The 26073-nt window shown below is 40.0% G+C and carries 26 protein-coding genes; 13 read left to right on the top strand and 13 right to left on the bottom strand.

Features of this window, described 5'->3' with window-relative positions; translation table 11 throughout:
• The coding region (locus tag KKA81_06720; protein ID MBU2650608.1) for an excinuclease ABC subunit A at window positions 1-398 on the top strand (398 nt) is incomplete at its 5' end.
• Window positions 399-674: 276 nt separating this feature from the next.
• On the opposite strand, the gene KKA81_06715 is transcribed toward KKA81_06720, so the two are convergent.
• The gene (locus KKA81_06715) at window positions 675-1325 is read right to left on the bottom strand and encodes a response regulator transcription factor (GenBank protein MBU2650607.1); all 651 of its coding nucleotides are present in this window, start codon (window positions 1323-1325) and stop codon (window positions 675-677) included.
• Window positions 1326-1518: 193 nt separating this feature from the next.
• Here KKA81_06715 and KKA81_06710 point away from each other — a divergent pair, with 193 nt between their 5' ends.
• Window positions 1519-4797, top strand: a complete 3279-nt coding sequence (locus KKA81_06710; protein ID MBU2650606.1) for a PAS domain S-box protein — start codon at window positions 1519-1521, stop codon at window positions 4795-4797.
• Entirely contained in the window at window positions 4794-5087 is a 294-nt protein-coding gene (yidD, locus tag KKA81_06705) for a membrane protein insertion efficiency factor YidD (GenBank protein ID MBU2650605.1), read from the top strand. Before KKA81_06710 ends, yidD begins: the two co-directional genes overlap by 4 nt.
• On the opposite strand, the gene KKA81_06700 is transcribed toward yidD, so the two are convergent.
• The 7 genes from KKA81_06700 to KKA81_06670 form a co-directional block, all read right to left on the bottom strand.
• Complete coding sequence (locus KKA81_06700) at window positions 5078-5593, bottom strand: DUF192 domain-containing protein (protein MBU2650604.1); 516 nt, start codon at window positions 5591-5593, stop codon at window positions 5078-5080. The two genes, yidD and KKA81_06700, sit on opposite strands and share 10 nt — an antisense overlap.
• 3 nt (window positions 5594-5596) lie before the next feature.
• Window positions 5597-6034, bottom strand: coding sequence for a 6-carboxytetrahydropterin synthase (locus tag KKA81_06695; GenBank protein MBU2650603.1), 438 nt, complete (start codon window positions 6032-6034; stop codon window positions 5597-5599).
• Between the two features lie 109 nt (window positions 6035-6143).
• On the bottom strand, window positions 6144-6791 hold the full coding sequence (locus KKA81_06690; protein MBU2650602.1) for a hypothetical protein: 648 nt from the start codon (window positions 6789-6791) through the stop codon (window positions 6144-6146).
• A gap of 11 nt (window positions 6792-6802) precedes the next feature.
• Window positions 6803-7129 carry an STAS domain-containing protein gene (locus KKA81_06685; GenBank protein ID MBU2650601.1) on the bottom strand — a complete coding sequence of 109 codons (327 nt, stop codon included), beginning with the start codon at window positions 7127-7129 and terminating at the stop codon, window positions 6803-6805.
• An 11-nt stretch (window positions 7130-7140) separates the two neighbouring features.
• A complete protein-coding gene (locus KKA81_06680; GenBank protein MBU2650600.1) occupies window positions 7141-7560 on the bottom strand; it encodes an ATP-binding protein in 420 nt (139 codons plus the stop codon).
• A gap of 4 nt (window positions 7561-7564) precedes the next feature.
• Window positions 7565-9472 carry a SpoIIE family protein phosphatase gene (locus KKA81_06675; GenBank protein ID MBU2650599.1) on the bottom strand — a complete coding sequence of 636 codons (1908 nt, stop codon included), beginning with the start codon at window positions 9470-9472 and terminating at the stop codon, window positions 7565-7567.
• Window positions 9473-9487: 15 nt separating this feature from the next.
• Complete coding sequence (locus KKA81_06670; protein ID MBU2650598.1) at window positions 9488-10336, bottom strand: ABC transporter substrate-binding protein; 849 nt, start codon at window positions 10334-10336, stop codon at window positions 9488-9490.
• Between the two features lie 182 nt (window positions 10337-10518).
• Between KKA81_06670 and KKA81_06665 the strand changes: the two genes are divergently transcribed.
• Window positions 10519-11364 carry a TIGR02757 family protein gene (locus KKA81_06665; protein MBU2650597.1) on the top strand — a complete coding sequence of 282 codons (846 nt, stop codon included), beginning with the start codon at window positions 10519-10521 and terminating at the stop codon, window positions 11362-11364.
• Window positions 11365-11450: 86 nt separating this feature from the next.
• On the opposite strand, the gene KKA81_06660 is transcribed toward KKA81_06665, so the two are convergent.
• Complete coding sequence (locus KKA81_06660; protein ID MBU2650596.1) at window positions 11451-13325, bottom strand: porin family protein; 1875 nt, start codon at window positions 13323-13325, stop codon at window positions 11451-11453.
• 308 nt (window positions 13326-13633) lie between these two features.
• Window positions 13634-14929 (bottom strand): MFS transporter, encoded by a 1296-nt coding sequence (locus KKA81_06655; protein MBU2650595.1) that lies wholly within the window; start codon window positions 14927-14929, stop codon window positions 13634-13636.
• A gap of 120 nt (window positions 14930-15049) precedes the next feature.
• On the opposite strand from KKA81_06655, the gene KKA81_06650 reads away from it, so the two are divergent.
• Together KKA81_06650 and KKA81_06645 are read left to right on the top strand one after the other, a co-directional pair.
• Window positions 15050-15616, top strand: a complete 567-nt coding sequence (locus KKA81_06650) for a glutathione peroxidase (GenBank protein ID MBU2650594.1) — start codon at window positions 15050-15052, stop codon at window positions 15614-15616.
• A 63-nt stretch (window positions 15617-15679) separates the two neighbouring features.
• Window positions 15680-16405, top strand: a complete 726-nt coding sequence (locus tag KKA81_06645) for a rubredoxin (protein MBU2650593.1) — start codon at window positions 15680-15682, stop codon at window positions 16403-16405.
• 28 nt (window positions 16406-16433) lie between these two features.
• Here KKA81_06645 and KKA81_06640 read toward each other — a convergent pair whose 3' ends face one another.
• Window positions 16434-17114: a YceI family protein gene (locus tag KKA81_06640; protein ID MBU2650592.1), complete on the bottom strand. Its 681-nt coding sequence runs from the start codon at window positions 17112-17114 to the stop codon at window positions 16434-16436.
• 280 nt (window positions 17115-17394) lie between these two features.
• Here KKA81_06640 and KKA81_06635 point away from each other — a divergent pair, with 280 nt between their 5' ends.
• From KKA81_06635 to KKA81_06605, 7 genes are all read left to right on the top strand, one after another.
• The gene (locus KKA81_06635; GenBank protein MBU2650591.1) at window positions 17395-17730 is read left to right on the top strand and encodes a PadR family transcriptional regulator; all 336 of its coding nucleotides are present in this window, start codon (window positions 17395-17397) and stop codon (window positions 17728-17730) included.
• A gap of 14 nt (window positions 17731-17744) precedes the next feature.
• Entirely contained in the window at window positions 17745-19385 is a 1641-nt protein-coding gene (locus KKA81_06630) for a PspC domain-containing protein (protein MBU2650590.1), read from the top strand.
• A 177-nt stretch (window positions 19386-19562) separates the two neighbouring features.
• Window positions 19563-22001 (top strand): transketolase, encoded by a 2439-nt coding sequence (locus KKA81_06625; protein ID MBU2650589.1) that lies wholly within the window; start codon window positions 19563-19565, stop codon window positions 21999-22001.
• A 76-nt stretch (window positions 22002-22077) separates the two neighbouring features.
• Window positions 22078-23304, top strand: a complete 1227-nt coding sequence (locus KKA81_06620; GenBank protein MBU2650588.1) for a lipid A deacylase LpxR family protein — start codon at window positions 22078-22080, stop codon at window positions 23302-23304.
• Between the two features lie 32 nt (window positions 23305-23336).
• The gene (locus KKA81_06615; GenBank protein MBU2650587.1) at window positions 23337-23636 is read left to right on the top strand and encodes a DUF493 domain-containing protein; all 300 of its coding nucleotides are present in this window, start codon (window positions 23337-23339) and stop codon (window positions 23634-23636) included.
• Between the two features lie 45 nt (window positions 23637-23681).
• Window positions 23682-24251 carry a hypothetical protein gene (locus tag KKA81_06610; protein MBU2650586.1) on the top strand — a complete coding sequence of 190 codons (570 nt, stop codon included), beginning with the start codon at window positions 23682-23684 and terminating at the stop codon, window positions 24249-24251.
• The gene (locus tag KKA81_06605; protein ID MBU2650585.1) at window positions 24248-24520 is read left to right on the top strand and encodes an acylphosphatase; all 273 of its coding nucleotides are present in this window, start codon (window positions 24248-24250) and stop codon (window positions 24518-24520) included. The genes KKA81_06610 and KKA81_06605 overlap by 4 nt, the downstream gene beginning before the upstream one ends.
• On the opposite strand, the gene mnmD is transcribed toward KKA81_06605, so the two are convergent.
• On the bottom strand, window positions 24517-25188 hold the full coding sequence (mnmD, locus tag KKA81_06600; GenBank protein MBU2650584.1) for a tRNA (5-methylaminomethyl-2-thiouridine)(34)-methyltransferase MnmD: 672 nt from the start codon (window positions 25186-25188) through the stop codon (window positions 24517-24519). The genes KKA81_06605 and mnmD overlap by 4 nt on opposite strands.
• A partial coding sequence (locus KKA81_06595) for a PQQ-binding-like beta-propeller repeat protein (protein MBU2650583.1) occupies window positions 25185-26073 on the bottom strand: 889 nt, incomplete at its 5' end. The genes mnmD and KKA81_06595, both read right to left, overlap by 4 nt.

Here is a 26073-nt window from a genome sequence, read left to right as displayed (position 1 = left end):
TTTCCAAATTAAAACCATTGCAGGATGTAGGTTTAGGATATCTCAGGCTGGGTCAATCCTCCAGCACACTCAGCGGAGGCGAAGCACAAAGGGTCAAACTTGCATTTTTCCTGTCAAAAGGAGAAAATCATACCCCTACCCTGTTTATTTTCGACGAGCCTACTACCGGTTTGCATTTTCACGACATACACCATCTGCTCAATGCCTTTTTTGCTCTTATAGAAAGGGGACACAGTATTATTGTGATTGAACATAATGTGGAGGTAATAAAAGCTGCGGATTGGGTAATTGATCTGGGACCTGAAGGAGGAGAAGCAGGTGGCAGGGTTATTTTTGAAGGAACCCCCGAAGATCTTATGCACACTCCAGGCTCTTATACTGCCCGCTTTTTAGCATAAAAAAAAGATAAGCAACGTTTCCATTGCTTATCTTTAAAGGCTTTTTGACTAAGTTAGCGTGCAATATTTGGTTTTAGTTGCTTCCCAAAAAACATTCCGGAAACCGATCTGCTCTTTTTGGACTTCCGGAATGCAAAACCCAAATCTTATAAATTACGATCCTTGACAAAAATACGGCAAGAGGTAAGACACGTCAATTGGGGATTGTACAGAAAAACACCGTGAAAAAATACGTAAAGGGATTACGTGAAACTACGTAGAGCACCAAAGGTCAGGCTATATCTTTATGATGCTGTTTTGAATAGCATAAATAACCAACTCCGCAGTACTGAATATGTTAAGTTTTTTCATCAGGTTATGCTTGTGTGTTTCCACCGTCCTGATGCTTATGAATAGCTTATCCGCGATTTGTTTATTGCTCATGCCCTGACTGAGAAATTTAAGCACTTCCAGTTCCCTTTCAGACAAAGGAACATTTTCCTTCATCTTCTTCTCTTTTTCAGATTTGAGATAACTGCTGAGGAATTTTTCAGACACAATACCCTTCATAAATTTCTGGCCCTGGTGTACCATGTGGATTGCTTCGATCAATTCTTCGGTGCTGAAATTCTTAGGCACATAACCAAAGGCACCCGCCTCAAAACCTTGAGTAATAAGGTCTTCATCAACATGTGAAGTATAATAGACCACTTTCACATCGGGATATTTTTCCGTGATGATCTTTGTAAGTTCGATGCCTGAGACTTCAGGAAGATTAATATCCATAATGATAACATCGGGCATCAGGTGTTCAATTTTTCGCTGAGCCTCATCTGCATCAAGCGCATAGCCGGTTATTTCCAGTTCTTCATAAGGCTCCAGAAGGGTTTTGATCCCCTTGATCACTACCTCATGATCTTCTACGATCAAAATCTTGATTTTTTCCATTACCTCAAGTCTTTATCGGATAAGCTTTGGTTTTATCCCGTTTACAAAAATATCTTTGTTTTCATTCCCGGGATTAATTATGGTAAAGTTAAGAATAATTTTTACATTCAACGAATTTATAATCATAATTGCCTAAAATGATATAAAACCGGATATTTCGTATATTTGTTTGCATTCCTCTAAGGTAAGAAACATGGAAAAGCTAAATATCTCAGTGTTGCTTGTTGAAGATGACAAAATCTCCAGGGTATTGTATTCCAATTTACTCAAAAAAGTTATTTCCAATGTTTATCTTGCGGAGGATGGGATTGAAGGCATAGAGATATACAAAAAACATAAGCCGGATCTGATCATCAGCGACATAAAAATGCCCCGCATGGATGGATTGGAAATGATCCATGAAATCCGAAAAACGGATGAAAAGATCAGGGTTATTTTTGTTTCCGGGCATAAAGACACTGATTTTCTTATCAAGTCAATTGAGATGGGTGTATCGGGCTACCTTCTCAAGCCTCTGGATCAGCATCAGCTTTTCAGAATGATCCAGGATATAGGCAATACGATGGAATTAGATCGCAAGGTCCGGGAAACAGAAAAACGCTTTCGGGATCTGGCAGAACTTTTACCTGAGATTGTATTTGAAACCGGGCTGGACGGAAGGCTAACCTTTGTTAATAAGCGGGCATTGGAAATACTGGGATATTCACATGAGGATGTTGAATCAGGGCTATTCATCCACAAGCTTATCCTTCCCGGTCTCGATTCCATGGAAAAAATAGAAGGGCTTCTCAATGTAATTTCCAGAGACAATCCTGAAAAAGAGTTGGAAATAAGAGTCAGAACCAAAACCGGCAGAACTTTTCCTGCGCTCATGTATTCATCTGCCATTATGGATGCCGATAAAGCTACCGGCATCCGGGGGGTAATGGTTAATATAAGCAAACAAAAACAAAACGAAAATGAGCTCAGAAGAAATCAGCAAACCATAGAAAGGATATTACAATCATCACCAGACCCTATCGTTGTTACAAACCTGGAAAATGAAATCATTAAATATAATCATGCTGCCGGGGTATTTTTTGAAAGGATCATTAATACAGATCCATTTGGTAAAATATTCCTGAATATGATCGGAACCGAGCACCGGGATAATGCATATAAGGATTACGCTTTGCTCCGAAACAATGATTATCTGAAAAACCTGGAATATTCTTTTTTTGATATTTCAGGCAATGAGATCTTCACCGAGGTTTCTGTTAGTACCATTCGTGACAAGCAGGGTAAACCCGATCTCGTAATAAGTATCATAAAAGATATTACCGAAAGAAAGCAGATGATCCATGAACTTCAACTTCTCAACATGGATCTGGAAGGGAAAGTGAGAGAAAGGACCAAGCTTCTCACAACCGAGATTGAGGAAAGAAAACAAGCGGAGATTGCTCTTATTGAAAGTCAGGAAAGGCACAGCGCGTTATCGAGAGCAGCCTTTGAAGCCATAATTATTTCTGAAGACAGGATATGCCTGGAGACCAATCAGGCTGCGGTTGACCTTTTCGGCTTCCCATATGACAAGCTTGCCGGTAAAGATATTTTCGGGTTATTTACTTCTGAATCAGAAGATCAGCTCACCGAAGCGTTTTCTGTAGAAAAAGATGTTCCCCTGGAAGTTATGGCAATTAATGCCTCCAATATGAGATTTCCTGCAGAAATTCAATGCAAGAAATACCAGTACAAGGGTAAAGATGTGTGGGTTACGGCCATCCGCGACATCAGCATGAGAAAGTATGCCGAGCAATTACTCAGGCAAAGAATGGAGTTTATTGAGCTTATCAATAAAACCTCATCAGAATTTATCCGGCTGGATAATATTCAGATTGATGAGGGGATAGAAAAAGCTCTTAAAGATGTAGCCAATTTTACTCATACTGAAAGGGGTTATGTATACCTGCTGGATATGGAATCCAAGGAATTTGTCCTGTCCCACGAGTGGAACGGGCATAATCTTAATTCAAGGAATGACATACTCCAACGTATTCCCTTATCATGGTCGGGATCTGTATATCTGAAACTGGATAACAGTGAACATATAATACTGGAAAACGATAATCTGAAGGAATTCAATCTAGGGATAGACCTGAGAGATAAGCTGGAAAAATCAGACTTCAGAACCTCCATTCTATTACCTATGTTTATTGGTCGCCTGCTAATAGGGTTTTACGGATTCGACTCTGTAGAGAAAGAGCACGAGTGGACAGAAGAATGGGTCAATGCATATAAGATCACGGGACAGATCATTGCAAATGCTATCCAGCGAAAAAGGTATGATGAAGAGTTAATCAAAGCAAAAGAAAAAGCAGAGGAATCGGATAAGTCAAAATCGGTTTTTCTTGCAAATGTGTCTCATGAAATTCAAACACCCATAAAGGCGATTATCAGCTTTGCCAATATGTTGCAAACCCCTGACCTCAGCGAAAAGAGACGGTCGGAATTTCTCCAGATCATAAACAGCAATAGCCAGGCCCTGCTGAACCTGACCAATGATATCCTGGAGTTTACACGTATCCGTTCAAACATGTTGAAACTGATAAAGATCAACTTTGAACTTAACCTCTTCCTGCAAGAGTTATATACGGTGTTTAATTCTTTGAAAATTAAAAAGGGCAAGGAATCCATTAAGCTAAACCTTAAAATCCCCAATAAGAACAAGCCTTGTGTCATCAATTCCGATCCTTCACGGTTAAAACAAATCTTTTCAAACCTGATCGAAAACGCATTCAAATTCACTTCCAAGGGTCAGGTTGAATACGGATATACCATCATAGATGAACAAAATGTCCAATTTTATGTAAAAGACACCGGTTTAGGTATTTCGAAGAAATATCAGAAACTGATTTTTGACCGGTTTATCCAGGAACCGAAACCATTAAATATAAAGAAGGAAGGCACGGGATTAGGGCTGGCCATCACACACAGCCTTGTCTCCATGCTTGAAGGACATATCTGGGTAGATTCAGAACTGGGAAAAGGATCTACATTTTTCTTTGAATTGCCGGATATTATCCAGTCGGAATCCCGGAGGAGAGAGATACTATCCTGGAACAACAAACAAATTCTCATAGTTGAAGAGATAATCCAGGATTATATCATACTCGAAGATTTTTTAAAAGAGCGTGTAAAAGTACTTTTTGTGGGTACCGGCAAGCAGGCCATTGAAATTTGCCGCAATAACCGGGGTATAGATTTGATTCTGATTGCATATACCTTATTGGCTAAAAGCAAACCCGACCTTATCGGCAAGCTTAAGGAAACCAACCCCGACCTTGTAATCATCGGTATGATAAATCCTGAAAATAACCCTGACCCGGATGCAGAAATAATGCAGCAATTGGATGGAGTCATAAATAAGCCGCTTTTGCAGGATGAAGTATTACCGGGTATTGACAAATTCCTGCGTAGTTCTTCTGACAAATGATCCGAAAAATACTAATATTTCCCTTTCTGCTATTGATATATGTATACAGGTATGTAATATCGCCTCTTACACCTGCATCATGCCGTCATTTGCCGACCTGTTCCGAATACGCTGTAGAATCATTAAAGAAGCATGGTATTTTTAAAGGGTTATGGCTATCGGTAAGAAGGATATCCCGATGCCACCCGTGGGGTACCAGCGGCTTTGATCCTGTACCGGATCATTATGAGTTTCCGTTTTCTATTAAGAAACTTGAAACAGGGAAAAAAGCCGGGAGAAATCAGGGATAACGGCTGAGCACCAGATGATCTCCGGGTTTGATACCATGCTTTTCGGCAAAACCCGCATTTACCTCGAGGGCAAATCGGGCAGGTTTGATCGACGGTATCATGTCTTCTGAAAAAGGATGAGTATGTTCAGCAATGCTTACAACACGATAATCTCTGTCCAGAAAGATTATATCCAGAGATATTGGAGTATTTTTCATCCAGAAATTCAGGATCTCCTGCCTTTCATAGATAAAAAACATACCCACTGTATCCGGCAAAGAGTGTCTATACATTAAACCCTTCGACCTTTCATAAGGATCATCAGCAATGGCAATATAAACAATGATTGGAGGAATCGTCTGCTGTCCGGAGGAAAATATCTGCACACTGCCTTCAATGGAAAGGGGTTTTTGAACTCCGGTCCGTTTTACAGGCTCTGGCGGGGATTGAAAAGGTTGAAAGAGAATAAAGATCAGAAAAACCAGGATCACCAGGATGATCACAACAGCAATAGTTTTCTTTTTCATATTTTATAAGGCATCTGGTCCGGCATACTCAACAAAATTTCTTTCTGTTTCATAAAGAACAACCTCCAGCTTAAAACCGGAAGGGATTACCTCCCTCAAAATGTTCCATATCACCACAGCTATATTTTCAGCGGTAGGATTGAGGTTTGCAAACGCCTTTGTATCCATGTTCAGATTTCTGTGGTCAAAACGAGCGATAATGTGTTCATCTATAAGGTCCTGAAGTATTTTCATATCTATAACATAGCCGGTATCCGGATCAATCCTGCCATTTACCTTTACAATGAGATCGTAGTTATGCCCATGATAATTATCGTTATTGCATACCCCAAAAACATCCCTGTTCCTTGAATTTTCCCAATTGGGATTATGCAGCCTGTGAGCGGCATTAAAATGCGACTTGCGGCAAACTGTCACTCTGGTATCCTGAATATTTTTCATAATAGGTTGGTTTTCGAAATTCTATTACCGGAAACGGCTTACCCCCGGTTTTACTAACAAAATAAACATTGAAATACCGTAAAAGTTCAAGCAGGAAAAACAAACCCAGTTATACATCGATGACCCTGAATTCAGTGGGTACAGGAACGCCTTTAAAATCCTCCATATATTTATCAGACAAATGTTTAAGGCAAGTCTGACTCTTTTGGATATTCAATGTGGCAACATCATTATTTACCTTGGCGTAAAACTTTTCGCTTAACACGATACGATTTGCCTTGGCCTTAGCCATCAATCTGGCAGTCAAATCAATATCCTGTCCGTAATAATCATTGGCGTTTTTAAAGAATGAAATATTATATACCTCAGTACAATAATGAATGGCAACTTTACAATTCAGAAAAACATCTTTAACCGGATAGTTTTTAATATTATCTATCGTTGCATATATTTCCTCAAGCAAGGAAAGATAGTTATTGTAGGAACTTTTTGCTTTCAGGTCATCATCGGGTATAAACAGCATCAATTCATCGCCGATTCCTTTAACAACATTGTTGGGCAGGTCGTTCAGAAAAGAAATGAAATTAAATGTATTATTCAGCTTTTTCCCCCATTGCCAAACTTCTGTAGTATACTTGATATCCGTTGAATTAATGATATCGATAAAAAAACAAACACCCGGGGATTTGGGGATTTTTTTAAGGGTTTCTTCTATCTCCGTGGAGGTCGGATTTTTAAAATGTATGTATTTAACCATTCGAGCAAGGGTTATTTCGGTGCTTCATCGCATGTGGCAAATATTTCAAATATACCCGTAAATCCTGATATATCGAAAATCTCGCGAATCGGGTCTTGCAGACTGCATAATACAAATTTCACTCCAGCCGTTTTGGATCTCTTCAGAAACATAAGCATTACCCGGAGTCCTGAACTGGAAATATACTGAAGTTGACTGCAATCCATTAGGATATTCACCGGTTTGTCATCATAAATCATGGAAAGCTTTCTCTCCAGTTCATTGTAATTGGTGGTATCAAGTCTTCCTTCAAGGCTTATTACCAGGGCTTCTTTTTCTTTTCGTTCTTTAATATTCATGAAAAAACTGTTTAAGATTGTATCAATTTAATAATGGTAAGTATATTCTCGTCATTTTTTCGATCATAATGAATTTCATCTGAGAAATGTCTGACAAAATGTATTCCAAGACCACCGATTTTCCTTTCATTCAAACTCTTCCCTTCAATATCCGGTTCGCGGGCTTCCAGTATATTGAATGGTTTGCCATCGTCTTTTACTTCTATTCTGATCTGGTTGCCAATCTTTTCGAAAGACAGAACGATAGAATGGTCCTTTTCATCATCATACGCATAAAAAACGATATTGGTAACAATCTCTTCGAGAAGGAGGTTAATATTCATAGTATCTTTCATGGACAGGCCCCAGAGATTGGATATTCTGTCCAGTTCCTTGATCATTTTCCCAAGGTCTCCGATATCATTTTTCAGATGAAGCCTGATCTTTTCCATGACATTAATAATATCTTACTACCATGATAGTGATATCGTCGGATTGTTCGGCAATACCGCTATGTTTTTTAACATCTTCCTGGATATTCAGGGATAAGCCTTTGGGATCATCCGATGGATAACCGGCAATTATTTTTTCTATACGTTTTTCGCTATACAATACCTGATTGGGGTCAAATGCTTCAGAAACCCCATCCGTATAGAGAATCAACATATCTTTTTTATCGAGGGTCAGCGATGACATGTGGTACTGATATTCTTCAAACAATCCCAATGGAGTACCGTGGGTTTGGCTTAATGGTATAATTTCATGATTCTGCTTACGCAGGAGGGGGAAATTATGTCCGGCATTACAATAAGAAAGATTTCCGGTAGGCAGGTTCAGGATACCCAGGAAAAACGTTACAAACATTGCATTGTCGTTATCGCGGCATAATTCCCTGTTCATCTGTGAAACAATAACATTGGGATCGATAAGGGATACTACTTTGGCACGGAGAAGGGTACGCGTAATGGCCATCAGCAACGAAGAAGGGATCCCTTTTCCTGAAACATCTCCAATAGCAAAACAAAGATTTTCATTATCAATAAAAAAGAAATCATACAGATCTCCTCCAACTTCGCGTGCAGGTTCGAGAAAAGCAAACAGGTCAACATCTTCCCTGTCGGGAAAAGGAGGAAAGATTTTCGGAAGAATTCCCTGCTGAATATCCCTGGCTATCTTTATTTCACTTTCAATTTTTTCCTTGGCAGCCGTTGTTTCCTTCAGATTTTCTATATACTGCTTTAATGCCGTTTGCATGGTTCGGAACGAATCGTTCAGAGAGGCAATTTCATCCTTTGATTTTCTTACCGGAAGATCAACATTCAAATTTCCTTTTCCTATTTCAGTACTGATCCTGGCAAGTTTACGGAGAGGATTGGTTATCCTGGAAGATATAAAAAGGATAGAAATAATCAGGAGGAAGATTCCGATGATACCAATTGACAATAAGGCACGGTGTAATCGATGAAGGTCGGCCATCAACTCATTTTCGGGGATCACGATACCCAATGACCAACCTGTGGAAGTCAGGGGTGTATAATAAAGAAAACCTGGCGTTTTCGTATCCGGTGGAGTATATGACACAAAATTGCTTTCACCCTTTATCATAGACCTTCCTATATCTCTTAATTCGGGCAAATTATACTCTTCTGCCAGGCTGAATATGCTTTCGTTCATAATAAAATCCTGCTCAGGATGTGTTATTATGGAGCCATTTCCGGAAATGAGAAAAGCATACCCCGTATTGAAAATGCGGATGCCGGAAACAAAATCCCGAAGCCAATCCATTGAAATATCAATAGTTACAATACCTTTAACGGTATTCCCATCCAAAATGGGTACAGAATAAGTTGACATAATAATATTCCCGCCACCTTCATCAAAATAAGGTTCCGACCAGACCGGTTGCTTCAATTCTTTAGGTATTTGATACCAGTCCCAAAGAAAATAGTTATAGGACTCTTTCCCAAGATTTGCAAAAAGAATTGAATCGCCTTTTCTGTAAGAATAAAGGGACATATACAGGGAATCAGGATAAAAATCATAAGGTTCAAACGCAATGCAGGAACCAAAAACATCCGGGTTATTCTCGACAAGGATATCAAGATATTCTTTCATCCTGGGGACGTCGGGTTGAAATTTCAGGATGATTCGTGCAAGATTCTCCGGAAGCTGCATTGACGCCGTAGTGAGGGTTTCTATGCGGTTTACCGCTGAATTAGCCAGATGAATAAGGTTTTCTTCAACATTTTTATACAGGAGTTTTTTGGAGATATTGTAATTATATGTCAGGATAATTCCGAAAACCAACAGAACGATGGTCAGAACAGCAATAGAGAGTTTATAAAAAATGCCTATTTTTATCATGATACTCCTTGATTACTATTTTCGAGGCTTATATGTTTCAATATAAAACTCTTGATAATCAGGTATTTTCTTTATACACCCATATTCCAGCATGGTTTTTCCAACTTCTTCATACTGGGATGGATTCAGAGATCCTGTCATCATCGTTGAACCAACCGGTAACATAACATCCTGCATACGGTCTAGCATCCATGATTGATGAGCCCGGTTAGCAGGAATATTAAACCGGTTCATATAACCAATTACAACATCAATTGTCTCCTGTTTATTTTCAAACGCATACTGCCAACCTCTGAGAGTGGCTTCGATAAAGCGTTTACATACCTCCTGATTTTCAACAAAATAATCCTTTCTGCAATAAATCCCATCTTCAGGGAAATTCATACCCCAATCACTAAAATGTATCACATTCAATTCATCTTCATTTATCCCTGCATTTAAGATCTGATGGAATTCGTTATACCACATCACGCACATAACATCTATTCCACCCTTTAAGAATAGATTAATTGTGCTTTTTATGGGGATTATTTCGGCATCAATATTGCGTTTTTTCAGAAAAATCAATGGTAATTCACGGAATCCTGCATTCCAAATGGCTATTTTCTTTCCTGCGAAATCGGAAGGGAGCTCTAATCCGCCTCTTTTTTGACTAACATACATTAGAGCGGACCTTTGACTGAGCTGGCAAATGTTAATGTTTTCATATCCTTTATCATAAGCCTCTATTGCTCCCGATAAGAAATGGCTGTAAAAATCCGCTGAATTATTCTCTATGCACATATATGTTGTATGATCCGGCCCCCCAAACAAAATGTCAACATATAGTCCGGCATCCATATAAAAGCCCTTCTCCTTAGCCATATAATAGCCGGAAAATTGAGCCTGGTGTAACCAGTGAGGTAAAAATCGTACGGTATCCGTTTGCGAAAAGCCCTTAATGACGAAAAGGGATAAACAGATTGCAAGGTATATCGTAAGGGAGTTTTTCATGGATGGGTCAACTTTCACAACTTACAAATATATGTTAAAATTACCGAAAAACAATGATTCATAACAGTCCTCATCATTTTGTTATCTTTGAAAAATTCCCTGCACAGAACAGCTTGAAAACGATAAAATACCCGATAGAAGGACTGGGAGAATTCCTGGAATCAAAATACCTGCGTTACAACACGCAGGATTTCATAGAAAATGATCCGGTATGTATTCCGCATTTATTCACTGCAAAAGCAGACATTGAGATATCAGGGTTTCTTTCAGCCACTATATCCTGGGGGCAAAGAAAAACTATAATACGCAATGCGCGGCAAATGATGGAATGGATGGATTATAGTCCTTTCGATTTCATCATGGGCGCAACGGATGTTGAAACGGAGAGGTTCCGGAATTTCCGTCACCGGACTTTTAGCGGAGAAGATTGCATTTTTTTTCTAAGATCCTTACGGAATATTTACCAGCAATTCGGGGGGCTTGAGGATCTATTCAGGATGCCGCAGGCAATGGATGAGCAGGAGGTTATCAACAGGATCATGAATTTCAGAAAGATTTTTCTACGATGGCCTCATGAGAGGCGTTCCGAGAAGCACATCAGCAATCCGGAGTGCGGATCTGCTGCCAAACGGATCAACATGTTTCTCCGCTGGATGGTTAGAAAAGATCATTCGGGAGTGGATTTTGGTATATGGAAAGACATCAGTTCGGCCAATCTCATCTGTCCTTTGGATATCCATACAGGAAGAGTCAGCCGGGAACTTGGATTATTATCCCGCAGGCAGAACGATTGGAAAGCGGCTATTGAATTAACGGAATCATTAAAACTTCTTTGTCCGGAAGACCCGGTCAGATATGATTATGCCCTTTTCGGACTGGGGATTTATGAAAATTTTTAATAAAAAAATGCCCGGTATTACTACCGGGCAAGAGAAACATGCAAGCAGTATAACATACTGCTGATCCCAACTATAACTATGGAGAGCTAGTTATCAAAAGCTTCAGTGATATGGATTTTCCTTCCATTTTCATAAGGAACAACAAAAGCATCCTTCACCCCGAGACCCACGATCTGGTCTCTGAGCAGGCATGCATCTTCATATGAGTTCAGGTTTCCAATCTGATATTTTACAAGACCGTTTTCATTAACAATCTGAATTTCTTCCTGAATATTATATTGAGCTTTCAGTTCATCAGCCGAAATTTGCACTGCAGGATCAAGTACGAGCAATTGCACTTTGAAAGTAACATTTCTCCTGGGTTTACCGACAATTTCAGTTGGTGAAGCAGTGCGGGTTTCCAGTCCAAGCAATTCAACAATGGTATACCTGATCTCATCCTTAAAGGCAATTACAAAACTACCCTGAGCATTGTTTCTTGTAAGCAGGACATTTCTGTGCTCCTTAGCTTTCCAGTATTGGTCAAATGAGCCAACAGAATACCTGTACCAGCCGTCCTGGATATCCTCGCGGATAGGTTCATCAAGTCTGTATGTTTCCTGTAGCTTGGTAATAGGAATCTGAACAAGATAAGAAGCAGCAATCTGCACCCCATAGCGGATATTGTCTGCTTTTTCCTCCAGAACGTTAAATCCTTCTGCGGTATATTTACCATCAAGATAGCGCAGGCTCTTGAGTCGTTCACCTTTAACATAAGCTACCACGAAGGCATCGCTGATGCCATAGGTATTGCGAACCAAGCTACGGTAATCTGTTGCATCCGTGATATTATCGAAAGATCCCACGGTATAGCGGTACCAACCATCTGATAGTTCTTCACGGATCCTGTCGGGGACACCAAAGGAAAGAATTTCATCAGGAGGGATGGGTTTGGAATAAGAAGCCCTGATCTGAACACGGAATTCAATTTCAGGAACATCCTCAACCGGAGGAAGTTCATCGTATTCTTCCGTGATTTGTTCTTCTGGTTCTTCCACAATTTCAACAGGCCTCCTTACTATAGGTTCTGGAACATCCGTGTCGATAATTTCTTTCTCCTGCGGTTCATAGATCAACGGAGTCTCTTCCTCTTCTTCAGGAATAGGAGCGGCTTTGGATTTTACAAGGTTAAACTTATAAGTGATCCCAATTGACGAATACGTATAAATATCATATTTAAAGCCACCGACTTTGGCGTCCAGTTTGTCGGAATTCACTCCTCTCCAGGTGGTTTCAACATTCACATCAATGTGGTCATGTACTTTAAAATTAATGCCGGCACCAAAGGGAAGGACAAATTCCGTGGTCATGTTTAGCATACCATTTCCATCATAACCATTATCCCGGATCTTCTGATTCGTTTTAAAATCGAACAGCTCCGTTTGCCAGTTAGTAAGCCCGGCCCCGATAATCCCGTAAGCAGTAACAACCCTGCGTGAGTTGTATCCAAAAATGAGGTTAACAAAATTAATATTAGCTGCAAGATTCAATTCCACAAGGTTCCAGGCGACGAAATACTCTCCGTTAGGGTTATAACTTAAATACTTGCGGGTACTTTTTAGTTTGGCGTAATGAATTTCACCCCTGACGCCCAGATATGGGGTGATCATTTTTCCCAGAACAAGTCCTGTACCTATGCGAGTGTCAAAAAGAATTTTTTGAAAGGGGTTCTCTTCGCTCATATCTCCGTAAAACTGGCTAACACCAACATTTCCGTTGATAAACCAATTATCTGTAAATTTCTTGCTATGCGTCATGGGTGATTGCCCATACGAAGAAAGGATGCTCAGGGATAACACCAATAATATCGAAAAGGTTAGATGAACAACTCTCATAATATTGGATTGTAACCCTCTTTTACTGTTTTCTATCCAAATGGTTGCATAAAGCAAAACGGTTTTTGTTTTTTTTAACTGACCCATGTCTGCAAATTTTAGCGTACCTGTAAAACTGCCACTGACAAGATCTTTTTATCCGGCAACATACAACATTGTATACCAGACACTTGCACCAGTCAGAACATCTCTTTACATATCAATAACCGCAAAGAAAGCAGGGTAGAAATCCTGTAGAAGAATCATGCATAACCCACAATCAGCGATTTTGAAGGTATAAATATAATACACTTATAAATGCAAACAAAATACCAGAAGAAAAAATTGTCATCAGGGTCGCGAAAATATTCGATATTTATCGGGTCAGGCAATGGTTAAAGTAAAAAAAAACTTTTTTAGATGCCGGAGGGAGCATTTTTCTTATACGACCATCGCATGACCAGCATTGAGAGAATGAGGCTCAAAATAGCAAGGATAAAAGTAGCTTTCATCCCAATAAGATTGTAGAGAAATACTCCTGCAACCGGAGAAAACAAGGACCGAAATCCGGTCAGGAATAAATGTAATTCCTGATAATCATCGGCATCGGAAGGTTTACAGAAGTATGCAGAACCGATATTCCAAAGTAGAGGCATGGTGGCAGCAAAAACTCCATAGAATATAAAGGCAAGCATCAGGCTAAAATACAGGCGTATATCCCATAGGTCACGGTAATAAGGGAAATACTCAGTAAAAACGGTAAAGAAGAGATAAAGCAGAAGGGAACCAAATGAAAAAGATGCAAACTTCCTGGGATCAATATTCCCCATAAGCTTGCCAAAAAAAGGCAACATGAAAATTGCGAGTATATTATAAGCATTTTTATAAAAAGCCACACTGGAATAATTTAAAGCCAGACCATCCTTGAAATAGATATTAATTAAAGGGTAGGTTGCCATGAAAGCAAAACCATACAGCATGAAACCGATCTCAAAATGAAGGTAGGGTTTATTGGTTTTCAGGATATGTATCATATCGCGAACTGACACGCGTACAGAATCCAGAATATTTTTACCCTTAGGATATTGCTGTATGTTTTCATAGGGTATCCTCGAGAGGAAGAAAATAGATATGAGGCTGAGAATGGCAACGACCGGAAAGATATAAACAAAAACAAAGCTGTTCATATCAAGCATCAAGCCGTATATAAAGGTAGTGACCAGTAAGATGACCTTATTCAAAGAAGTTGTATAGCTGTATAATTTCCCGAAATTCTGATGCCGGTAATTGGTTTTCAGTAACACATTAATAGCAGGAAAGATAACAATGTTGCCAAAGTAATAAATAAGGAACAATCCGAGAAAAATGTAGTGATATCCGGGATGCAACATCATCTCTGCTTCATTTCGCGGGAAAAAGAAAATAAGCACCAGAGGAAGGCGGGTTACCAGGGCAGTAACTCTAAGCATTATCTTTTTATTCCGTATCCTTTTCCTGATTGCATTAAAAATGATCAGGAAGACAAACACCATCATACTGAATTGGAAAAGGAAAGCAAGCTGATAATCGCTTCCCTGCATACTTTTTATAAAAACATATTCATTCAGTGCCAACACTCCCAAAACTATTCCCTCAATAGCAAAATATATGGTATGCAGTCGAAAGGTCAGCCATTCGTTTTTTTCCAGATTAAGATATCTGAATCTGAACATAATAGAAATTTAAAGCAGCAAAGATAAGAGGAATTGCGGATCAAAGCGTGACAGCGCAAAGGCGGGCTGAACATTTATCGCAACATATTGTTTATTACGGGAACTCAAAAGATAATAAAGATGAAACTTACAGGCAAAAAAACACTGAAATACCTGCTTGTTTTATTCATTACCACAACAACTTTAATGAAAGCATTAGCGCAGGAGAATAAAAATTTTCACGATTTCACGGTTGAAACAATAGACGGAAAGCAAATAGCTTTATCTGAATTTAAAGGCAAGAAAATTCTCGTGGTCAACACGGCTTCAAAATGTGGGTTTACGCCTCAATATGCTGAATTGCAGAAGCTATATGAAGAGTACGGAGGGGACAAATTTACCATTATAGGTTTTCCGGCGAATAATTTTTTAAAACAGGAACCTGGCAGCAATGAAGAAATTAAAACCTTTTGTGAGATCAATTATGGGGTAACGTTTCCAATGATGGCTAAAATTTCGGTGAAAGGCAAGGATATAAACCCATTATACTCCTGGCTGACAAATAAGGAGCTTAATGGGGTTATGGATGCCGAAGTTAAATGGAACTTTCAGAAATTCATGATAGATGAAAACGGGAACCTCTTGGATGTTATACCACCCCGGGAAAGTCCTTACACTGACAAAATCGTTACCTGGCTCAGTAATTAACTTTTCACTTTAGCATTAAAGAGGAAGTTCTTATATTTACAGGATAAACAAATCCTGTAAAATATGGAAACCGGTGCCTTTTTTAAAATCACTTATGGTCTTTATATAGTAAGTTCTCTCAACGCGGAACAGAAATATAACGGACATATTTCCAATACTGTTTTTCAGGTCACAGCCAACCCACCGAGATTTGCAGTCGCGAGTCATAAAGAAAATCTCACAACGGCGTATATCAGGGAAAGTGGATTATTTTCCATTTCTGTTCTTAAACAGGAAACAGGAATGGGATTTATTGGCCCATGGGGCTTTCAATCCGGAAAAGACATAAATAAGTTCGCAAAGGTCAACTATATCAAAGGTAAAAGCGGAGTTCCTATTGTCACGGAAAATGTCATAGCCTATCTTGAATGTAATCTGGAACAAACTATTGATACAGGATCCCATATTCTCTTTATTGGGAAAGTATCGGATGCCAAAATCCTGGATAGTGAATCACTTCCTTTAACCTATAGTTGGTACAGAGAGGTAATTAAGGGACTTTCGCCGGAAAAAGCACCTACATTCACAAATTATGCTAAACAACAAGATAAAATAGATGAAATGGAAATGAAAAATTCAGAAAATAAAAAAACCAAACATCGCTGTCTGGTTTGTGGCTATGTTTATGATCCGCAGGAAGGGGATCCATCCAAAAACATTTCCCCGGGAACGGCATTTGAGGATTTAGCCGATGATTGGACCTGCCCGGTATGTGGTGTTGGTAAAAAAGAATTTATGGCTGAAGAATAAAAAACCCCGGAATATCCGGGGTTTTTCGTTATTTTTTCCCAATAAGTTTAATCTTCAAACCTATTTCATCGTATATGAAGTTGTCTTTCAAATTGTCGAAGAATTTTCTGGACCCATATTTTATGTTCCATTCCGATCTGTCGATTACAAACTGAGGCGTATAGGCTATAACCTCATCCCCTTTCATTGAAACTACAGCATCAAAAGTGATGCTACGGGTAACATCTTTCATGGAAAGATTACCGGTTATCCTATGAGTTGGTCGAAACTCGCTGTCTTTAACCGATCCGGCATCAACCTTTTCTACTCCAGTAATAACAAAACGTGAAACCGGATACATTTCTACTTCGAAAAAATCTGCGGATTTCAAATGATCAACAAGTTTCTGATTATACTCAGGATCCTGAACATCTTCGTTTTCAATAGATTTCATATCAATCACAAAATCACCACCAACCAAACTGCCATCTTCGACCATGAGTTTGCCGCTGCTAAGAAAAATGGTTCCGTAGTGTTCACCTGTTGGTTTGGTACCTAACCACTCAATGACACTTTGTACAGTATCTGCAGCATAAACAATGGATGCGCCCGATTTGTCATTACCCGGTTCTGCAGCTTCACCGGAAGTGACCTTTTGACCTTCGGGCCCTTTACACCCAAATATTGCGGCTGTCACCAAAATCGCGATAATAAAAATACCTTTTTTCATAATTCAGAGTTTTAAATTGTTTAACATATACTAATGCTCATTAAACAAAGTATATCATAAAAAGTTCAACTTTCTTGATTGAGGGTCACTATTTGAAACAAATCTGAAAAACTCTAAAATTTTTTCAGCGTAAAGCGAAATTCAATTTTCAATATATATGCTTAATAATCAGGATAAAAAGAATGTAATAAATTTTCTAAAGTAGTATCCTATAAAAAATACTTAAAATATTTTACTACTATGTATTGCATAGTATTAAAAAATGTATTATCTTTGTCGCATGAATATCGAGAAACAAACAGCACAAATGCGTAAAGGGGTACTGGAGTTATGTATCCTTTCGATAATTGACAGGCACGATGCCTACGCATCGGATATTCTGGTTCAATTAAAAGACGCACAATTAATTGTAGTTGAGGGTACCTTATATCCTCTATTAACGCGATTAAAGAATGATGGATTTCTAAATTACCGGTGGGAGGAATCGAAATCGGGTCCTCCGAGGAAATACTATGTAATTACGGAAAACGGCAGGATCATGTTAAGCAGGTTGCATTCGATCTGGAATGACCTTGTAGAATCCGTTGCGCAAATAACAGAAAAAGTAAAAGAATAAATACCATTATATATATGAAAAAGACCATTTCAATTAACATCAGGGGTATTGTTTTCCAGATCGATGAAGATGCCTATGAAAAGCTATATATTTATCTGGCATCATTGAGAAGGCATTTTGACCAGACCCAGGGTAAGGAGGAGATACTGGAAGATATCGAAACCCGTATTTCAGAACTTTTGCAGGAAAACCTGAAAGACAACAAACAGGTCATAAGTATAGAAGATATAGAACGTATCATAGCTATTCTTGGACAACCCGTCGACTTTGACGAAGACGATGAAGATGACCAAAAGAGTGAACAACAAACCCAATACAGCACAAAAAGACTATACAGGGATCCTGACCATCAGGTGCTTGGGGGTGTTTGTAGCGGTTTGGGGGCATACTTCAGGATAGATCCGTTATGGTTCAGGTTGATGTTCATAGTGTTCTTGTTCGTATGGGGAACCGGTGTTCTGGCTTACCTTATTTTGTGGGCTGTTGTTCCCAAAGCCAATACAACTGCAGAAAAACTGGAAATGAGAGGTGAAAAGGTTACAGTGGAGAACATTGAAAAATCCATAAGGGAAGAATTTGAGCATATCCGTTCAAAACTTCAGGATCTGACAGGACAGACAAAGGAACAATTTAAAAAAAAAGCAGTTTCGCCGGGTAATGTAATAGAGCGTTTTCTTTTAATATTGCTTGACGGTCTTAAGTTGGTAGTAAGAGTACTGGTTATCATTCTCGGTATCGCTTTATTATTGACAGGTCTGGGGATGCTGGCAGCTTTCATAACCTTGCTTTTCGGATTTGAAGGCATTTTCTTCACAGACCATTATGAGGTAGTTAGTCTTCCATTTCAGACACTGTTTTACTTTCTAAATCCCGCAGGTCAGTCATATGGTTTTTTCTATCTCGGAATCATCTTATTAATATCGGTTCCGCTTATCATGCTTATTTACAATGCGGCCAGAATGATTTTCAGGTTTGAACGGATAAGGTATCTTGGGCTCACAGCATTTAATATTTGGTTAGCAGGATTGATCATAGTAGGGATTTATGCATTCCGGACCGCCAGGCATTTCCAGTTTGAGCAACAGACCGAAACGGAGTTTTCCATTATTCAACCTGTTGGGGATACATTGCATCTGGGGTTGAAAAACCGAATGCCGGAAGCACTGCTTGAAGGAAAAGATGTTTTAATGGTTACCGATGACTTTGAAGTCGCCCTTGCCCATGAAAAGAAATACATTGGAGAAATTGGACTGGAAACCACTGAAAGTCATGATAACGAATTCCATTTGATCATGTACGTTAAGGCAAGAGGTAAAAATCATCACGATGCTCTGGAAAATGCCTCAGCGGTTACCTATGAATTTGAATCAACGGAAAACAGTATTCTTCTGGCCAATTATTATGTTCTACCAGACAGCATACCCTGGACAAAGCATGAAGTCACCATTGAGATCCAGGTACCTGAGGGCAAGGCAATAAAACTTGATAAAAAACTTGTTAAAATAAACGACAGAATGGGACGAAAAATCAGGATCAGAACATCCGGGCAGATGTTATCTATCCATAAAACCATATGGGAAAGCAAGTTTAACAGACCCTTTCTCACAGGCATTTCTCACAGAACCCATTTTATCAAACAAGTATTGCTTAATTAATGATCCTAACTGCAGTTTCGTATTAAAATATGGTTATTGCAATTTGCGAACAGAGTTTAATGGGAAGCTTCAGAACCAAATATTCGGTTTACAGCGTAGTTTGCTTGGGTTGGTCATCCGGAATTAAACCTTTTTTGGCTATTTTTGTTCCTATCACAGAGCAATCCAATACAAATCATGGGACAAAAAACAGCCACAGCAAAGCCTAGGAAAAAAGTATCCAACGCTCTTCCCGCGAAGGAAGAGATATTGCAGGATTACCGAATAGCACAGGAAAGTCGTCAGGCAAGTTTGCTTGGCCGCAGGGAAGTACTCACAGGTAAGGCAAAATTTGGGATTTTTGGAGACGGGAAGGAAATTCCCCAGTTGGCGATGGCAAAGGTTTTCAAGGACGGGGATTGGCGTTCGGGATATTACCGTGATCAGACTTTTATGCTTGCAACGGGAATGATGACCCTGGAGGAGTTTTTCTCTCAGCTTTACGGTGATACGAATCCGGAATCCAATCCGGGTACGGGTGGACGGGTCATGAACAATCATTTTGCTACAAGAAGTCTGGATGAAGCAGGTGAATGGAAAGATCTCACAGCGCAAAAGAACTCTTCTGCCGACATCTCCCCTACTGCCGGCCAAATGCCACGATTGCTTGGATTAGCCCTTGCATCAAAGATTTTCAGAAACAATGCGGAGCTTAAGGATGACGTAAACTTTTCACGTAACGGTGACGAGGTTGCATTCGGTACGATAGGTGATGCCAGTACTTCTGAAGGTCATTTTTTTGAAAGTCTTAATGCTGCTGCTGTTTTGCAGGTACCCATGGCCGTTTCCGTTTGGGATGATGGGTGGGGAATTTCCGTTCCCCGGAAATTCCAGACAGCCAAAGACAGTATTTCCGATCTGCTTAGCGGATTCAGGAAGGAGGACAAGGGAAGCGGGATTCTGATCTATAAGGAGAAGGGATGGGACTACCCTGCTCTTGTCAGCGCCTACCAGGAAGGAATTGAACGATGCAGAAGGGAACATATTCCGGTTTTATTTCATATCACAGAACTCACGCAACCCCAGGGTCATTCAACCTCCGGTTCGCACGAACGCTATAAATCACCAGAACAATTAAAGTGGGAAGAAAATCATGATGGTGTGCAAAAGATGAGAGAATGGATACTTGAAAACAACATCGCGACCATTGAGGAACTGGATGATATAGAAAAAAATGCTGCAAAGCGTGTAAAAGAAGCCAGGAGAAATGCATGGGAAAGGTTTATCCGGCCAATCTCAGAACAAAGGGATGATTTTCTCCGAATGGTAGACATCAGTACCTGTAATTGTGCCAAGACAGCCAAGATCGATCACATTAAACAGGAACTGGCCATGGTTGGGGAACCTATCTGGAAAGATATAATGTCGTCGGGAAAGAAGATACTCAGGTTGATATGCGATCATTGTTCCAATCCACAAAACTCGTTAAAGATAAATGTTATGACCTGGCGCGACCAGGCTATGCTGAACAAAAATCAGGATTACAGCTCACATTTGTGGAGTGAATCCAGGCATTCCGTCCGAAATCTACAGGAGATCGCCCCCATTATACCTGAAAATGCTCCCGAAGTGCCTGGCAGGGAGATCCTGAAAATGAACTTCGATTATATTTTTTCGCATAACAAACATACTCTTATTTTCGGCGAAGATGTCGGAAAAATCGGAGGAGTGAATCAGACCCTTGAAGGTCTGCAGGACAAGTACGGAGAACTCAGGATCTCTGATACAGGAATCAGGGAAGCAACCATCATTGGCCAGGGTATAGGAATGGCTATGAGGGGGTTAAGACCTATAGCGGAAATACAGTACTTTGATTATCTGTTATATGGTTTGCAAGTACTTAGCGACGACCTGGCCACCTTACAATACCGTACAAGAGGAGGGCAGAAAGCACCCTTGATCATCAGCACCAGAGGACACAGGCTGGAAGGCATCTGGCATTCAGGTTCTCCTTTGAGTATGGTCATTAATTCCATTCGTGGAGTACATGTTATTGTACCCAGGAATTTGACCCAGGCTGCGGGTTTTTACAATGCTATGCTGGCTTCCGATGAACCCGCGTTAATCATTGAACCTTTGAATGGATACAGGTTAAAAGAGAAGTTACCTTCAAATATTGGTGAATACATGATAAAACCCGGCAAACCGGAGATTCTTAAACAAGGATATGATATTACGCTGGTTACTTATGGTTCCTGTGTAAGGATTGCCCAGGATGCCGTTGCCCAATTGACGGAGTTCAGCATTGACGTGGAGCTTATCGATGTACAGACCCTTTTGCCTTTTGATACAGAGCATGTTATAGCTGAATCTCTTAAGAAAACCAACAAAATTCTATTCTTTGACGAAGATGTTCCGGGAGGAGCTACTTCATTTATGATGCAAAAAGTATTGGAAGAGCAGAACGGATTCTATCACCTTGATGCACAGCCCAGAACATTAACTGCAAAACCACATCGGGCAGCATACAGTACCGATGGGGATTACTTTTCCAATCCCAACGCCGAGGATGTATTTGACGCTGTTTACAATATCATGCACGAAGTTAATCCTGCGAAGTATCCTAAAATATTCTAAGGTGAATATACAGGATTTCCCGGGTACATATCCGGGAACATTTTAATGTGTTATTTTTGCCGGGATCACGATTATCATGCTGCCACTACGTTATATCATAATCATTATTACCATCCTCATCATGGCTGCCTGCATGAGGGAGCAAAGCCCTGAGGAGTTATCTTTATCTGAGGCAGAAAAACCTCCTGCATCATTCCTGCTACCCTGGGCATCACCACAGCCACCTTCCTCCTACTATACTTTACGTTTCCTTGATGTCACGGCTAATGTGGATACAAATCAGATAAGGATCAGAAAACCAGAAGTCCCCATATGGCTTAGTTCTAAGCATGCCCCGCAAATAACAGAGAAAAGAACCAAGCCTAAATCCATGCTGGTATACGACAGCGAACGGGCCAATATTGCCAACCGGTTACCAAAGACCGATCCCCACAGGTATTTTTCCATTGGCTTTGATAACGATGTATTTTTCAGCATGGATTATTATTACACCAACGGGATACAATTCCAATATTTTCATCCGGGAATGGAAAAATCTCTCCCCTATGGGCTGACCATCCCATATCGTCGTCCTTCCTTGAATTACTATGGCATGAAGCTCGTACAGAATATGTATACCCCAACGCGGTTGGATGTAACCTACATCCTGGAAAACGACAGACCCTTCGCCAGTTATTTATATCTTGGATATGAAAAGATCACTTTTGATCCCGGCAGAAAGATCAAAATCAATTCAGGACTGGATATAGGCATGCTGGGACCCACCTCTCTTGGGGGGCTCATTCAAACCACTTTGCATAATACAGAACCTACCGGTTGGGTAAACCAGATAGGAAACGATATCGTATTGTCGTATACAGCAGGCATTGAAAAGGGCATTGTAGAGAAAGATTTTTTTAGTTTTAACATGAAAGGGAGCGCTATTGCCGGAACCCTATATGACAATCTTCAACTGGATGCATCCATTTTGGTTGGCAGGTACGAGCCCTATTTCCAGGGGATGGGATTGCATTGCGGAAGAGACCGGACGTACAGGCATAATATTCAATATGCTTTCCGGGTGCAAGCCAAAGGAACTCTGGTAGGATACGACGCCACATTACAGGGAGGTTTGTTCAACAAGGATAATCCCTATTCTTTAGAAGCGGATGACATTTTGCGGTTTACCTTTGCTGCAGAAACCGGATTTTTTTTCAGATACCGCTGGCTTGAACTGGAAGCCGGAGTTTTTTATTTAACACCGGAGTTTAAATCGGGGAAGGATCATAAATGGGTGCACCTGAGCGCAACATTTTGCCTTTAGCAATGTTATCCTGGTTAGAAAACAATAAAAAAATGGGAAATAACGGAAGCAACGCCATATGTAATCTTTTCGGCGAGGAGAAAGTAAATTACCCGGTCAATTACGATCTGAAAGTTATAATGGATACTGCAAACCCTGATCAAACGAACAAAGAAAAGATCATACAGGTCCTTGAAACACTAAACATCCCTTATAACGACTGGAGGACAAAAAACAGCAGTAAAGGCAATTACATAAGTTTCACGGTGAATATTACGATAAGCAGTAAATCCATCCTGGAAGGCTTATATAAAGGACTTAAAGCAGTACCAGAGATAAAATATGCAATCTAAAACCCTTTCATCTGAATACATACTTGCTATAGTAAGTCAAAGTATATGCACAATATAGAGCCATATTATTCCTGGAGGCACATATACATTGCATCCGAGGATGAATTGTCTCCTTTCTATGGAAGGGAATACAGTGAGTTTACTTTCAAACATGCAATTTATGACCATTACATTCATCCCCAGTGGGATGAAATAGGGTCGTCTACCCTTTACATCAAGGTCCTATATGCAGAATACAATACCGGTTATTGTATTATAGAGATGATGGGGGAATGGAATGATGCTCTTCACAACGACATCATGTATCTCAAAAGGAATATTGCAGAGCCGCTTATGGAGTGTGGGATTAATAAGTTCATCCTGATCGGGGAGAATATCCTGAATTTTCATTCGGGAGACAACGATTATTATCAGGAATGGAGTGATGAGCTTGAAGATGGATGGATTATTGGTTTGAATTTCAGGGAACACGTCATCAATGAATTCAGTGCGGCCAATCTTGATTACTATATTGCATTCGGAGGGAGGTTTAATTCTTTTGCGTGGCGCATACAGGATCCGATGCGCTTGTGTGAAAAAATCAATGAATTAATTATAAAAAGGCTGAATCCATGACCCAACGATCGGTGATCCTACACATACACGGCAGGGTGCAAAATGTCGGATTTCGATATTATACACAAAAGAAAGCACTAAGTCTCAATATTAAAGGTTTCGTGAAGAATTTACCGGACGGTTCCGTTTATGTTGAAGCGCAAGGTGAACCAAGCAACATTGAAGACTTCATAGCATTTTGCCGGCAGGGGCCAGACTGGGCCAGGGTAGATGATTTATCTATCCAGGACACACCGGCAGAGGATTTTGAAGGGTTCCACATTCGCTAATCTGTCTTCTTAGCCCTCAGGATATGCCTTTTCCCCGGTGGTCCCGGTAGTATTTCCACTGCAAATCCGATTGATTTCAGATTGCGTTTAACTTCGCCTTTGACAGTATAAGTAAGAAACAAGCCGTTTGTGGTAAGGGCACGATACACTTTTTGTAATACAGGTAAATTCCACATTTCCGGTTGTGTATCGGGGCTGAAAGCATCGTAATAAACAAGATCATAATTATCCGGGGAAAGAACCGCCTCATGAATACCGCTTGTATCTTTTAAGAAACGGAAATCCGGTGCAAGGAGAAAAACTTTGCCTGGTTTTCCTGTGTGAATTTTTTCCAGGTAATGATCGGCTTCGCACACAGAAATTTGTTCCGCATAATTTAATTGTTTCCATGTATCGGATTCCAGGGGGAAGGGTTCCAATGCGTGATAATAAACCGTTTTCATTTCCCGAACAGCCTGACAACAGGTAAGAAGCACATTCAATCCGGTACCCATTCCTACTTCCAGAATCCTTAAAGGGCTTTTGTTTGAAATTACAGAAAACCCCTGATCAATAAAAATATATTTTGATTCGGTTAAAGCGCCAAAAGTAGAATGATAGCACTCACCAGTATTTATCCACCGGATTGTACTGGATCCATCGGCTGTAATTACATGTATTCTTTTCAACGGTTATACCTGATATGAAGGTTTACAATTGGAAATGGTGTTTGAAGGGTTGTAACCAATCCACCGGTTTCATAATCATAGATCCGGATATTGTATAAACCGGCTGCAAACAAAAATCCGGAGACTTCATCATAGGCAAGTATTCCTATTCCTGGGGCGGGAATAGCCTGATAGAGATGTTGGCTGAGTGCATTATATTCGTATAAAGCATTTTCAGTAGCCAGGACGTACTTATTGGGGCCTGCTCCAACCATTGATTGAAATGTATGCTTTTTCAGATTAGCTTCTTCATATATTTGTCCGGAATAGGCATCAAGAACCATTACATACGCGGTATCTCCAACATTTCCAAAAACATAGATTTTATCGGTATTTTTTTCTCCGAAACCCTTAACATCAAGCTGAGTGCGTATTGATCCGGCTCCGGCTCCGGTGGTTCCGTAGTTCAAAGCCACATATTTTTCGGGGCCGGAACGGGAAGTCTGATATGAAACAATATATTTGCTCCCACGATAAACCAGCCATGGTATCCTGTCGGTATTCAAAGGAGTATTCACCTTGGTCAAGCCATTCGCATTCAAACCAATGATACTTCCATTCCCGGTGCCGGTATAAACCAACTGCCCATAAGCAGATAAGCCGTAAATTTCGGTATAAGGGGATGGTGGTTGATAATCCCATTGAACATCCAGGCTATCGAGATCATAAGCATAAAGACCGGACGGTGGCAAACCGGCAAAGTAAAAGTGTCCATTAAAAGCATTTATTATTGAGTTTCCGTAACCCATGTTAATGGTAACAGTGCCATTTTCAAAAAACAGAGAATCATAGCGGGTAATATACGTTTTAAGATCATTCTGACGTGTGATTGCCCATAGTTGTCGT

Source organism: Bacteroidota bacterium (genome assembly GCA_018831055.1).
GTDB lineage: Bacteria > Bacteroidota > Bacteroidia > Bacteroidales > B18-G4 > M55B132.
The sequence above is the reverse complement of the archived record's forward strand: the minus strand, read 5'-3'. Positions and strand labels throughout refer to the sequence as shown.